The following is a 13,243-nucleotide window of genomic DNA, read 5'->3' on the forward strand; positions in this document are numbered from 1 at the left end:
CGCAGGGAAAAGCGCATGATAATTTACACTATCTCCTTTATTTCTCCACGTTTGACCTGGGCCTTACCGCTAAAGTTATGCGGGCAATAAACAATAATGACGTGCAGCAAAACGAGGTCACACTTTCATGGCGAATTTTTTCATCGATCGCCCCATTTTTGCCTGGGTGCTTGCCATCCTGTTGTGTCTGACAGGTGTCCTGGCGATTACGTCACTTCCCGTTGAGCAATACCCCGACCTGGCACCGCCGAACGTGCGCGTCACCGCAAACTACCCCGGCGCGTCCGCTCAGACGCTGGAAAATACCGTGACGCAGGTTATCGAGCAAAACATGACGGGTCTGGATAACCTGATGTACATGTCCTCACAAAGCAGCGCCACGGGACAGGCGACGGTCACCCTGAGCTTTAAGGCGGGCACCGACCCGGACGAAGCGGTGCAGCAGGTACAAAACCAGCTGCAGTCGGCCATGCGCAAGCTGCCCCAGGCGGTGCAAAACCAGGGCGTGACCGTGCGTAAAACCGGCGATACCAACATATTGACCATCGCCTTTGTCTCGACAGATGGCTCGATGGATAAACAGGACATCGCGGACTACGTCGCCAGTAATATTCAGGATCCCATCAGCCGTATCAACGGCGTCGGGGATATCGATGCCTACGGCTCACAGTACTCCATGCGTATCTGGCTCGATCCCAACAAGCTGAACAGCTACCAGATGACGGCGACCGACGTGACGGATGCTATCAAAGCCCAGAACGCCCAGATTGCCGTGGGGCAACTGGGGGGAACGCCTTCCGTTGATAAGCAAGCCCTGAACGCCACCATTAATTCGCAATCCCTGCTGCAGACGCCGGACCAGTTCCGCAATATCACCCTGCGCGTGAATCAGGACGGGTCGGAAGTGCGTCTGGGCGATGTCGCCACGGTGGAAATGGGGGCGGAGAAATACGACTACCTGAGCCGCTTTAACGGCAATCAGGCCTCCGGTCTGGGGATTAAGCTGGCCTCCGGCGCGAACGAAATGGCGACGGCAAAACTGGTATTAGACCGTCTGGACGAGCTGTCGCAGTATTTCCCGCACGGGCTGGAGTACAAAGTCGCCTATGAAACCACCTCCTTCGTAAAAGCCTCCATTGAGGACGTGGTGAAGACTCTGCTCGAAGCCATCGCGCTGGTGTTCCTGGTCATGTACCTGTTCCTGCAAAACTTCCGCGCGACGCTGATCCCCACCATTGCCGTCCCGGTGGTGCTGCTGGGGACCTTTGCGGTGCTCTACGCCTTCGGGTACAGCATTAATACCCTGACGATGTTTGCGATGGTGCTGGCGATCGGCCTTCTGGTGGATGATGCCATCGTGGTGGTTGAAAACGTCGAGCGCATCATGAGCGAAGAAGGGCTCTCTCCGCGCCAGGCGACGCGCAAGTCCATGGGGCAAATTCAGGGGGCGCTGGTCGGGATTGCGATGGTGCTGTCGGCCGTCTTTATCCCGATGGCCTTCTTTGGCGGCACCACCGGGGCGATTTATCGCCAGTTCTCGATCACCATCGTCTCGGCGATGGTGCTCTCCGTGCTGGTCGCGCTGATCCTCACCCCCGCGCTGTGCGCCACCATTCTGAAACCGCTGCACAAAGGGGAGCATCACGGGCAGAAAGGGTTCTTCGGCTGGTTTAACCGGATGTTCAACCGCAACGCCGCGCGCTATGAATCTGCCGTTGGTCGCGTACTGCACCGCAGCCTGCGCTGGATGATGATTTACGTTGTGCTGCTGGGCGGGATGGTGTGGCTGTTCCTGCACCTGCCCACCTCGTTCCTGCCGATGGAAGACCGGGGGATGTTCACCACCTCGGTGCAGCTTCCGAGCGGCGCAACGCAGCAGCAGACGCTTAAAGTGGTGCAGAAAGTGGAGCAGTACTTCTTCACCAAAGAGAAAGATAACGTTGTCTCGGTCTTCTCCACCGTCGGTTCCGGCCCGGGCGGAAACGGGCAGAACGTTGCCCGCATGTTTGTCCGCCTGAAGGACTGGGACGAACGCGATACCCGGACGGGCACCTCGTTTGCCATCATTGAACGTGCGACAAAAGCCTTTGCGCACATCAAAGAAGCGCGCGTCTTTGCCAGCAGCCCACCGGCGATAAGCGGCCTGGGCAGTTCAGCCGGGTTTGATATGGAGCTGCAGGATCACGCCGGGGCGGGCCACACGGCGCTGATGGCCGCACGCGATAAGCTGTTAGCGCTGGCAGGCAACGATCCCGGCCTGACCCGCGTTCGCCATAACGGCCTCGACGACAGCCCGCAGCTTCAGGTTGATATCGATCAGCGTAAGGCGCAGGCGCTGGGTGTGTCGATCAACGATATCAACGACACCCTGCAAACGGCGTGGGGGTCGAGCTATGTGAATGACTTTATGGATCGCGGCCGCGTGAAAAAAGTGTATGTCCAGTCCGCCGCGCCGTTCCGCATGCTGCCGGATGATATTAACCGCTGGTTTGTCAGAAATAATGCTGGCGGCATGGTGCCGTTCTCCGCCTTTGCCAGTTCGCACTGGGAGAGCGGATCGCCACGCCTGGAACGCTATAACGGCTACTCTGCGGTTGAAATCGTCGGGGAAGCCGCGCCGGGCGTCAGCACCGGTACCGCCATGGACACCATGGAAAAACTGGTGCAACAGCTGCCCGCCGGTTTTGGTCTCGAGTGGACGGCCATGTCTTACCAGGAGCGTCTCTCCGGGGCGCAGGCCCCCGCCCTTTACGCGCTCTCTCTGCTGGTGGTCTTCCTCTGCCTTGCCGCCCTGTATGAGAGCTGGTCGGTCCCGTTCTCGGTCATGCTGGTCGTGCCCCTTGGGGTTATCGGTGCGCTGCTCGCAACGTGGATGCGCGGCCTGGAGAACGATGTCTACTTCCAGGTGGGCCTGCTCACCGTCATTGGGCTGTCGGCGAAAAACGCCATTCTGATCGTTGAGTTTGCTAACGAGATGAATGCCAAAGGCCACGAGCTGATGGCCGCCACGCTGCACGCCTGCCGTCAGCGCCTGCGTCCGATCCTGATGACCTCGCTGGCGTTTATTTTTGGTGTACTGCCGATGGCGACCAGCACCGGTGCAGGTTCCAGCAGCCAGCATGCCGTCGGCACGGGGGTGATGGGCGGCATGATTTCGGCCACCATCCTGGCCATTTACTTCGTTCCGCTGTTCTTTGTACTGGTGCGTCGCCGCTTCCCGCTAAAGGAACGTCCTGAGTAAGTGGTTGAAATAAAAAAGGCGGCTTTATCGGCCGCCTTTTTACTGTGTGATTAATTCACACTATGTGTTATTTTACTTATTTTAGTGCTCTTGCAATTCTTACTGAATGTCATTTACGAAGCATGCCTTCGATAAAATCTTTCCAGTTCCCCAGTTCACGTTCAATCATAACAACCTCTCTTATTATTATGCGCATTCTACAAAAACGTACCATCATTGTGAAGACTATTTAACCAATTGCTGTGATTGTACCCTACGTCCTGCGGGGATTTATGATAAATATGAACGGAGAGCCCTCAATTTTTTGTGACGGCCAGCAATATTTTGAAATAACCCTACGAACGGGTGAGTTTTATTTTATTTGCTGAGTTTATTGGATTTTTAAAGTTAATGGACATCTATGCTTAAATGATGAAAGAATATTCAGCGTACAGTTGTGAGTCGAATTAAGAAGACGTATTAATCCAGACAATTCCTGAATGTGTTATATTCCACTTAAGGATATATCTTCGAATTTACTGAACATTTAATTATCAGAACATCAAAAGGATTCACCATGGTTGTGATGTACGGCATTAAAAATTGCGACACCATCAAAAAAGCCCGCCGCTGGCTGGACGCTAACAGCGTGGAGTACCGCTTCCACGATTACCGTGCCGACGGGCTCGATGCAGAATTTCTGCATAGCGCTATCCGCGAACTGGGTTGGGAAGCCCTGCTGAACACCCGCGGCACCACCTGGCGTAAACTGGACGACTCTCTGCGCGCCAGCATCACCGATGCCGACAGCGCGGCAAAACTGATGCTCGAGATGCCGGCAATTATCAAACGCCCATTGCTCTGCGCGCCAGGGCAGCCTATGCTGCTGGGTTTCAGTGAAACCCTTTATTCCGACTTTTTTCGTTGAGGTGTAGTTTATGTCATGCCCGGTCATTGAGCTGACTCAGCAGCTTATTCGCCGTCCTTCCCTTAGCCCGGACGACGCAGGTTGTCAGGCTCTTATGATTGAACGCCTGCGTGCCATCGGTTTTACCGTTGAACGCATGGATTTTGGCGATACCCAGAACTTCTGGGCGTGGCGCGGACAGGGCGAAACGCTGGCCTTCGCCGGGCATACTGACGTCGTTCCCGCCGGTGACGCGGACCGCTGGATTAACCCGCCGTTTGAGCCGACCATTCGCGATGGCATGCTGTTTGGTCGCGGCGCGGCAGACATGAAAGGCTCTCTGGCGGCGATGGTCGTGGCGGCAGAGCGCTTTGTGGCGCAGCATCCCAACCACAAAAACCGTCTCGCGTTTTTGATCACCTCCGACGAAGAAGCCAGCGCGCACAACGGTACCGTGAAGGTCGTTGAAGCGCTGATGGCCCGCAACGAGCGTCTCGACTACTGTCTGGTCGGTGAGCCGTCCAGCACCGAAGTGGTGGGTGACGTCGTCAAAAACGGACGCCGTGGCTCGCTGACCTGTAACCTGACCATTCACGGTGTGCAGGGCCACGTTGCGTATCCGCATCTGGCCGATAACCCGGTTCACCGCGCCGCGCCAATGCTGAGCGAGCTGGTGGCGATTGAGTGGGATAAGGGCAACGAGTTCTTCCCGCCGACCAGCATGCAGATTGCGAACGTCAAGGCCGGTACCGGCAGCAATAACGTGATCCCGGGGGATTACGTCGTCCAGTTCAACTTCCGCTTCAGCACGGAACTGACCGATGAGATGATCAAGGCGCGCGTTATCGCCCTGCTGGAAAAATATCAGCTGCGCTACACCGTGGAGTGGTGGCTTTCCGGCCAGCCGTTCCTGACGCAGCGTGGCAAACTGGTGGATGCGGTGGTGAACGCCATCGAGCACTATAATGAAATTAAGCCACAGCTGCTGACAACGGGTGGCACCTCAGACGGACGCTTTATCGCCCGTATGGGTGCTCAGGTTGTCGAACTGGGGCCAGTGAACGCAACCATTCATAAAATAAATGAGTGTGTCAATGCGGCAGATTTACAACTGCTGGCCCGTATGTATCAACGTATTATGGAGCAAATCGTCGCCTGACGAACGCTCTGAGAGGAATAGCGAATGGATTGGCTTTCAAAGTACTGGTGGATTCTGGTGTTGGTTTTTCTGGTCGGCGTACTGCTTAACGTGATTAAAGACCTTAAGCGCGTGGACCATAAAAAATTTCTCGCCAACAAGCCGGATCTTCCCCCGCACCGTGATTTCAACGACAAGTGGGACGATGACGACGACTGGCCGAAGAAGGATCAGAAGAAGTAATCGATCCGATTCCCCCTCTCCATGGGAGAGGGGGAAGAATCACATAAACTCAACAATATCATCGTCATCCGGCTTACCGCCGCTGAGCGCTTCATCAAAGTAGTGCTTCGGTACGGTATAGCGCAGATGGTCAAGCGCAAACTGCATGCTGCGGTCGTCAATGGCGTGGCCCAGATCGTCAACGATATCCAGCGTCACATCCCCACCCTCACGCATCAGCGCTTCCTGGGCAGCAACCGCATGCGAGAGCTCAATCACCCGGTCTTCACCGCCGTGGATTAAGTGGATCGTGGTTTGCGTGGTTGCGCTTGTCGGTAACGTCGCAAAACGGCCGTTAAACGCAATCACCCGTGACACCAGACCCGGGTGCGCCTTTACGCTTTCCAGCGACATGATTGACCCCTGCGAGAAGCCAATCAGCGCGGTCGCTTCGGCTCCTACGCCGCTCTGCTGCTGCCAGTAACGGATGACGTCGATAAAGGCCGGCATGATGGCGTCGATACGCGCCTGACGGTTCTCTTCCGTCACGCCCTGAACCGAGAACCACTGGCGCCCGTTCGGGCCGCATGGCTCTACGCCGCCGATGCTGACAATCAGCGCTTCCGGGAAAACGGGCGCAAACCAGCTGCCAATCTGCCCCATATTGACGGCATTATCGCCAACCCCATGAAACAGAAGCAGTAACTGTTTAGCCGGTTTGTCAGGGCTTTGAACAACAAAATGGTCATGTTTCATGGTGGTCTCCTTAATAGATGACCTGGATTCTACGCCTCCCGGCGGGAATGACCATGCCACTTTACTGAAGAAGTCATTGAAAAAATTGCCATTGCAAAATGGCTTCCTTCAACTGCTGGCAGCGGGGATAATCAAGGCTTTCAAGCGCTTGCGCGGTTTCAGAGCGCAGCTTTGCCAGCAACGCTTTTCGCCCGAGCTCATCCGTTTTCCCTGCTAGTTTCCCCCGCAGGGCCGGAAGCGGCATATCAACGGTGAGCAACAACCGCGTCAGCGCGGCAACCGAGGTTGAAAACGCGCGATGGGCAAAAGCAAACCCCGCCAGCTCCCGCCAGTCATCACTATTAAGGGTAGCTTCCCAGCCGTCGTCCACCGGGATCTTTTCACCGTTCCAGGCCGACAGGACGCGCATATCCCGGCATAAACGGTGATGTTCCTGCGCGCACAGCCGACGCCCGGCCTCGCTCAGCGGTAGCAGCGCCATCGCCGTGTAGCAGCCGCTGCTGGCTTCCCGATGGCTCCCCATCCGCACCAGCACAAACCCGCACCGCTGCCAGAAACGCCACAGCTCGTCGGTATAACCAAAACTCACCGACAGATAATCTTCTCCGCTGGCGCTACGGATAAGCCGTTGCCCGATGCCTTCCCGCTGGCGCAGGGGGTGAACCGCAATGCGGCTAACCCGTCGCCCTTTCAGCGTCGCCGCGAGCGGAGAGCCGCCGTGCGCCGCCAGCGACTGCGCCACGAGATTCCCGCGTGGACGCCGGTATCCCGCCCACACGGCGCGGCTAAGCTCCGGTGACAACCCGCCCTCTTCCACCAGCCAGAGCGCGCCTGCAATATCAGCCTCGGTCCCGGCAACAGCAAAGTGCTGGCCGGGCGCGTCCATCATCCGGCGTAAATCGAGCGGTGACGTGCGGTAGTGTGCAGCACACAGCAGTTCATATACGCTTGCCACGCGTGCCGGGTCGCTCTCCCACATCCGCGGCGCCAGCGGCGTTATACGCACGTCGCCTTCCGGTTTGCGGTCGATAAGCGCATCATCAAATAACAGAGCATTTGCCACGAACCGCTCAAGCGGACATCCGGCGGCCCAGCGAATGGGGGTCGATAAGGCATAATGCCGCAGTCCGCTGAAACGGGCGCAGAACTTCAGCAGGAACCCCCTGCCCGTCCCTTCATAGCCCTGCACCGTGGTGGTTAATAATACGCGCGAAAAGCGCGTCACCAGCTTCTCCAGCAGCGGACCCGGGATGGCAGCCGCTTCATCGACAATCAGCCAGTCGGCCTGCAGCGTGGAGGCCAGCAGCGCATCCGGGGCCATAAAGTGGAAATGCTCGCCCGCAAAGCGCGCAATGACATCCGTTGCCCCTTTAGCCGGTGCCGTGACCACCGCACTCCCCTGAATGCTATTGAGCAGCATCCCCGCCAGCGCTGACTTTCCGCGCCCGCGCGGTGCCGTTACGGCAGCGATGCCCGCAGGCATGGTCAGAAGCGCGTCGAGGATCTCCGCCTGCTCGCGCTGCGGTGCGCCGCTGGCAGGCTGCCAGTCGGGTAAATCCGGCGTAACGGGAACGGACAAACGACGATGCTGCTGCCAGACAATCGCATCCGAATCGGCGGCAAGCGTCCGGCAGAAGTGGTGCACAAAGTGTGGAGTGGCGATCGGCTCCGCGCTGTCGCTCCAGCGCAAAGAATCGCTGTCTGGCCTCTCGGCCCAGTCAGCAAGCGGAGGAACCAGCAGCACCAGGAGGCTTCCGGCGCGCAGCGTCCCGCTGAGCGCGGCGAAGGCTGAGACGTCAAACCCGGCGCGCGCGTCAAAAACGGCGTGAAGGTATTCGCGTCCCAGCAGTCCGCTGAGGGTTTTAGAGGGATTGTCATCCAGCCACAGCCAGTCTCCCGGCAGGGTATTACGCAGGTCAGCCGCCTGACTCAACGTCCACTGCGTCTCACCGCTGAGCACCACCAGCCGACGATGGCCGGTGCGCTCAAGCTCGCGTATCTGCTGATCAAACGCCAGCATTACATCGCTTTACCGAAGGTATTACACTGCGCCGGGTCGCCGCTGTCGAAACCGCGTTTAAACCAGCTGTAGCGCTGCTGCGAGGTACCGTGAGTGAAGCTGTCCGGCACGACGCGCCCCTGGCTCTGCTGCTGAAGACGGTCGTCACCGATCGCCTGAGCGGCATTCAGCGCCTCCTCAAGATCGCCGGATTCCAGAACGCCCTGCTGCTGCATGCTGTGGCCCCAGACGCCCGCGAAGCAGTCCGCCTGCAGCTCCATTTTAACGGACAGGCGGTTCACGTCAGCCTGCGACGCATTTTGCTGGAGCTGGCGCACTTTTGGCTCAATTCCCAGCAGCTTTTGCACGTGATGGCCGACTTCATGCGCGATCACGTAGCCCTGGGCAAAATCGCCATCAGCGCCAAGCTTGCGTTTCATGTCATCGTAAAAAGAGAGATCGATATAGACGGTGCCGTCCGCCGGGCAGTAGAACGGCCCCATCACGGACTGTCCGGTGCCGCATCCGGTGCGGGTTGCGCCCCGGTACATCACCAGCTTCGGCTGCTGGTAGGTACGCCCCATCTTCTCAAACAGCTGACCCCAGGTGTCTTCCGTTGTGGCGAGGATCACGGAGGTAAATTTGGCCGCTTCATCTTCATTCGGGCTGATGGAGCGCTGAGAATGCTGCTGCTGTTGCAGCGGCTGACCGGTCATTAACCCGGTGAGATCGACGCCGTAATAGCCCGCGACCAGCACCACAATCAGCAGAATGATACCGCCCTTGCCGCTGGGTAAGCGGAAGCCCGGTCCGCCCATGGAAGGACCGCCGCCGCCATCACTGCGTCTGTCTTCTACATTGTCACTTTCACGACGCCCTTGCCAGCGCATAACCACCTCTAACTATTCCATTTATAATAGCTATGATCGTAGGCGGTTAACGGCAAGATTACCATAGGAAACAAAGGTAAGACGCCAAAGGATGCGAACATCCTTTGGCAAGTGAGGGAGTTAGTCGAGCTTAACGCCTAAACGGTGAGCAACCGCTTCGTACGCTTCAATCAGGCCACCCAGGCTCTGACGGAAACGGTCTTTGTCCATTTTATCCAGGGTTTCTTTGTCCCACAGGCGGCTACCGTCCGGAGAGAACTCATCGCCCAGCACCACTTCGCCTTTGAACAGACCAAACTCCAGCTTGAAGTCGACGAGGATCAGGCCCGCGTCATCAAACAATTTTTTCAGCACGTCGTTGGCTTTGTAGGTCAGCTCTTTCATGCGCGCCAGGTTCTCTTTGTTCACCCAGCCGAAGGTTTCGCAGTAGGAATCATTGACCATCGGGTCGTGCATGGCATCGTTTTTCAGGAACAGATCGAACAGCGGTGGATTCAGTTCGATACCTTCTTCAATGCCCAGACGCTTCACCAGGGAGCCCGCCGCACGGTTACGAATAACGCACTCAACCGGAACCATATCCAGTTTTTTCACCAGACATTCCGTATCGGACAGCAACGCTTCCATCTGAGTCGGGATACCCGCTTCGGCCAGTTTGGTCATAATGAAGTGGTTGAACTTGTTGTTCACCATGCCTTTACGATCGAACTGCTCAATGCGCGCGCCATCCCCTGCTGACGTATCATTGCGGAACTCGAGCACCAACAGATCCGGGTTTTCCGTGCTGTATACGGTCTTCGCTTTGCCACGATACAACTCAGCTTGCTTCTGCATCTTCATTACTCCTGGTGTGATGATTTGTGTTCAAAACTGGGGATATTATGCCACGCACACGTTTGCGTAGCACGAAAATAAAAAGGGCTGGATTCACCAGCCCTCGTATTTATTTGCTGAATGCTGCCTGGAAGACAGCGACCAGCGCATCGTTCTGCGACTGGGTCAGCGTGTGACCTTTTGGATCGATAAACTGCAGGCTACTGCGGTTATCAAGGTCACCGACCTGAATCTTGTAGTCACCGGAGGCAAGCTGAGGATCTTTCGCGCCCAGTTCCTGCCACGCGCTGTCGGAGAGCGGCTTATAGGTTGCCGTCATGCTGCCGGTTGAGCGGGTACTGTCGGTCACTTTCATGCCCACTTTTTCCAGCGTCGCTGGCAGACGCTGCCAGGTCTGGTTAAACGGTGCACGCACCACCAGCATTGGCAGGCCGGTATCATCCGCGCCGCTCTGGACATCGAAGGTCACACCGTTGCGGCTCTGCGCGGCGTTGGCAGCATCGGTCGCGTTTTTATCCAGGCCTGCGGCAATCACGTTCAGCATTTCGGTGCTGTAACGCTGCAGGGATGCGGCATCCGCAACCGGTTTACCCGCCTGCTCCAGGTTCAACAGCTTAACGTTAACCGCCTGCTGATAACCCTGTGGTTTAACGGAGACTTGATAACGACCGCGGTACTGCTGGTCTTCATCCAGACGGTTCCATTCGATCCAGTCGGTGGTTAACGTCTGGCTGGCATCATCGCGTTTATCGATGGTGTAGTTCTTCGCCTGAATGACGCTGACAACCTGCGGCCACAGGGTGCTACCGCGCGCGCTCTCAACCATCAGAGATGCCGTATCACCGGTGAACTGGGTACGCGCCCCGCTCACCAGCGCCAGAGGCTGTGCTGGTGGACGAATATCAAGCGCTTTACCGACCAGGCCGCTGCCGTTGGTCACGGGAATATTATAATCGCCGTTCTGAATCGGCAGGATCATACCAGCCGGTGCGTGAAGTTCAGCAAGCGGGGTCGCATCCAGATAGGATTCATCACCGCTCACCTGGCGCTTGTAGCGCGAGTCTGAACTACAGGCAGCGAGCAGCATAACAAGCGAAACACTCGCAACCTTCGCCAGGCGCGACTTCTGTACTGAATAAGCCATCAAATCTCCCTAAACTTTACAGCAAACCGGCATGTTTCAGCGCTGCCCTGACGATATCACGACCGTGGTCGGTAATCGGTGTCATTGGCAGACGCAGCGTGTCGGTTGCTACAAGCCCCAACTCCTTACATGCCCATTTCACTGGGATCGGATTGGGTTCGACAAATAATTTATTGTGCAGCGGCATCAGACGCTGATTTATGACACGCGCTTCATCAAAGTGACCGGCCGCGGCCAGTTTGCACATTTCAGCCATGTCGCGTGCCGCAACGTTTGCCGTTACGGAGATCACGCCATGGCCACCGAGCTGCATAAAGTCCAGCGCGGTCGCATCATCACCGCTCAACAGGATAAAGTCGTCTGAAACCAGCTCTTTGATCTGATGAACGCGGCTTAAGTTCCCTGTCGCCTCTTTAATACCGATAATATTTTTGACTTCCGAGAGACGACCAACGGTTTCCGGCAGCATATCGCAACCGGTACGGGACGGCACATTATACAGAATTTGTGGCAAGTCAGTATGTTCAGCGATGGCTTTGAAGTGCTGGAACAAACCTTCCTGAGTAGGACGGTTGTAGTAAGGGGTCACCGTCAGACAGCCGACAATGCCGCTGTCGTTAAAACGTTTAGTCAGGCTGATCGCTTCTGCGGTGGCATTCGCGCCTGTGCCCGCGATGACCGGAATACGTCCGTCAGCCAGTTCCAGGGTCAGCATAACCACATCGCCGTGCTCGTCGTGGCTCAGCGTTGCAGATTCACCGGTAGTCCCTACCGAAACGATCGCCGAGGTTCCATTGGCGACATGGTAATCAATCAGCTTCTTCATGCTAGACCGGCAGACGTTACCTTTTTCATCCATCGGTGTTACAAGCGCGACAATACTTCCCGTGAACATGAGCCATCCTCTGTGCGAACAAGAGTCTCAATGGTACGTTTGGAACTGTAATAAAAGCAAGCGACCTGAGGCCCTCAGGCGGTTGTATGCATGTTTTTTTTATGCTTTCCTTAGGAAGACTTAACCATGCAAAGGAAGAACAGGTTTGACAACCTCATCACAACATTACCTGGTTATCACTGCGCTGGGTGCCGACAGGCCGGGTATCGTGAACACCATCACCCGCCACGTAAGCAGTTGCGGCTGTAATATTGAAGACAGCCGTTTGGCCATGCTCGGCGAAGAGTTCACATTCATTATGTTGCTTTCAGGGACATGGAACGCCATCACGTTGATTGAATCGACCCTGCCGCTGAAAGGCGCCGAGCTGGATTTGCTGATCGTCATGAAGCGCACCACCGCGCGCCCTCGCCCGGCCATGCCCGCTACCGTCTGGGTGCAGGTTGAAGTGCCTGATTCTCCACATCTGATTGAGCGCTTCACCGCGCTGTTTGACAGCCATCAGATGAACATCGCCGAGCTCGTTTCCCGCACACAGCCGGGCGACGCAAGCACGGTTCCCACGCTCTTTATTCAAATTACCGCGCACAGTCCTGCGTCACAGGATGCGTCAAATATCGAGCAAGCGTTCAAAGCCCTCTGTACAGAATTAAACGCGCAGGGCAGTATAAGCGTCGTCAATTATTCGCAGCACGAACAGGATGGAGTTGAGTAATGAATCCACTGAAAGCCGGTGACATCGCACCGAAATTTAGCTTACCGGATCAAGACGGCGAGCAAGTAAATTTGACCGACTTCCAGGGACAGCGTGTTCTGGTCTATTTCTACCCGAAAGCCATGACCCCCGGCTGCACCGTACAGGCCTGCGGCTTACGCGATAACATGGATGAGTTGAAAAAAGTCGGCGTGGAAGTGCTGGGTATCAGCACCGATAAACCAGAAAAGCTGTCACGATTTGCTGAAAAAGAGCTGCTGAACTTCACGCTGCTTTCTGACGAAGATCATCAGGTATGCGAGCAGTTCGGCGTCTGGGGCGAGAAGACGTTTATGGGTAAAACCTACGACGGTATTCACCGCATCAGCTTCCTGATTGACGCCGACGGTAAAGTTGAACACGTGTTTGACGACTTCAAAACCAGCAACCACCACGACGTGGTGTTGAACTGGCTGAAAGAAAGTGCCTGAAAGTGAGTGTCGGGTGGCGGCTTCGCCTTACCCGACCTACAAGGATAAATAGG

13 protein-coding genes are annotated in these 13,243 nt (G+C 56.4%); 6 read left to right on the top strand and 7 right to left on the bottom strand.

Annotation, left to right across the window (positions count from 1 at the left end; all coding sequences use genetic code 11):
- The first annotated feature begins 127 nt into the window (after positions 1-127).
- A complete protein-coding gene (acrD, locus tag BFV67_RS16040; RefSeq protein WP_008501624.1) occupies positions 128-3,241 on the top strand; it encodes a multidrug efflux RND transporter permease AcrD in 3,114 nt (1,037 codons plus the stop codon).
- A 109-nt stretch (positions 3,242-3,350) separates the two neighbouring features.
- Here acrD and ypfM read toward each other — a convergent pair whose 3' ends face one another.
- The gene (gene ypfM, locus BFV67_RS24250; RefSeq protein ID WP_015572204.1) at positions 3,351-3,410 is read right to left on the bottom strand and encodes a protein YpfM; all 60 of its coding nucleotides are present in this window, start codon (positions 3,408-3,410) and stop codon (positions 3,351-3,353) included.
- A gap of 387 nt (positions 3,411-3,797) precedes the next feature.
- On the opposite strand from ypfM, the gene BFV67_RS16045 reads away from it, so the two are divergent.
- Genes BFV67_RS16045 through BFV67_RS16055 form a run of 3 tightly spaced genes read left to right on the top strand, consistent with a single transcriptional unit; the run spans position 3,798 to position 5,508 of the window.
- Positions 3,798-4,148, top strand: coding sequence for an ArsC family reductase (locus BFV67_RS16045; RefSeq protein ID WP_008501625.1), 351 nt, complete (start codon positions 3,798-3,800; stop codon positions 4,146-4,148).
- 10 nt (positions 4,149-4,158) lie between these two features.
- On the top strand, positions 4,159-5,286 hold the full coding sequence (dapE, locus tag BFV67_RS16050) for a succinyl-diaminopimelate desuccinylase (RefSeq protein ID WP_008501626.1): 1,128 nt from the start codon (positions 4,159-4,161) through the stop codon (positions 5,284-5,286).
- A gap of 24 nt (positions 5,287-5,310) precedes the next feature.
- Positions 5,311-5,508, top strand: a complete 198-nt coding sequence (locus tag BFV67_RS16055; protein ID WP_014171111.1) for a YpfN family protein — start codon at positions 5,311-5,313, stop codon at positions 5,506-5,508.
- A gap of 39 nt (positions 5,509-5,547) precedes the next feature.
- On the opposite strand, the gene ypfH is transcribed toward BFV67_RS16055, so the two are convergent.
- From ypfH to dapA, 6 genes are all read right to left on the bottom strand, one after another.
- Entirely contained in the window at positions 5,548-6,243 is a 696-nt protein-coding gene (ypfH, locus tag BFV67_RS16060) for an esterase (RefSeq protein ID WP_023344650.1), read from the bottom strand.
- 73 nt (positions 6,244-6,316) lie between these two features.
- Positions 6,317-8,263 (bottom strand): tRNA(Met) cytidine acetyltransferase TmcA, encoded by a 1,947-nt coding sequence (locus tag BFV67_RS16065; protein WP_069598657.1) that lies wholly within the window; start codon positions 8,261-8,263, stop codon positions 6,317-6,319.
- Positions 8,263-9,132, bottom strand: a complete 870-nt coding sequence (gene ypfJ / locus BFV67_RS16070; RefSeq protein ID WP_008501630.1) for a KPN_02809 family neutral zinc metallopeptidase — start codon at positions 9,130-9,132, stop codon at positions 8,263-8,265. Before ypfJ ends, BFV67_RS16065 begins: the two co-directional genes overlap by 1 nt.
- A gap of 120 nt (positions 9,133-9,252) precedes the next feature.
- Complete coding sequence (gene purC / locus BFV67_RS16075; RefSeq protein ID WP_008501631.1) at positions 9,253-9,966, bottom strand: phosphoribosylaminoimidazolesuccinocarboxamide synthase; 714 nt, start codon at positions 9,964-9,966, stop codon at positions 9,253-9,255.
- Between the two features lie 109 nt (positions 9,967-10,075).
- On the bottom strand, positions 10,076-11,110 hold the full coding sequence (gene bamC / locus BFV67_RS16080) for an outer membrane protein assembly factor BamC (protein ID WP_008501632.1): 1,035 nt from the start codon (positions 11,108-11,110) through the stop codon (positions 10,076-10,078).
- A gap of 16 nt (positions 11,111-11,126) precedes the next feature.
- Entirely contained in the window at positions 11,127-12,005 is an 879-nt protein-coding gene (gene dapA / locus BFV67_RS16085; RefSeq protein ID WP_008501633.1) for a 4-hydroxy-tetrahydrodipicolinate synthase, read from the bottom strand.
- A 145-nt stretch (positions 12,006-12,150) separates the two neighbouring features.
- Between dapA and BFV67_RS16090 the strand changes: the two genes are divergently transcribed.
- Positions 12,151-12,720, top strand: coding sequence for a glycine cleavage system transcriptional repressor (locus BFV67_RS16090; protein ID WP_008501634.1), 570 nt, complete (start codon positions 12,151-12,153; stop codon positions 12,718-12,720).
- Positions 12,720-13,190 (top strand): thioredoxin-dependent thiol peroxidase, encoded by a 471-nt coding sequence (bcp, locus tag BFV67_RS16095; RefSeq protein ID WP_008501635.1) that lies wholly within the window; start codon positions 12,720-12,722, stop codon positions 13,188-13,190. The genes BFV67_RS16090 and bcp overlap by 1 nt, the downstream gene beginning before the upstream one ends.
- Positions 13,191-13,243 lie beyond the last annotated feature (53 nt).

The organism is Enterobacter roggenkampii (assembly GCF_001729805.1).
GTDB lineage: Bacteria > Pseudomonadota > Gammaproteobacteria > Enterobacterales > Enterobacteriaceae > Enterobacter > Enterobacter roggenkampii.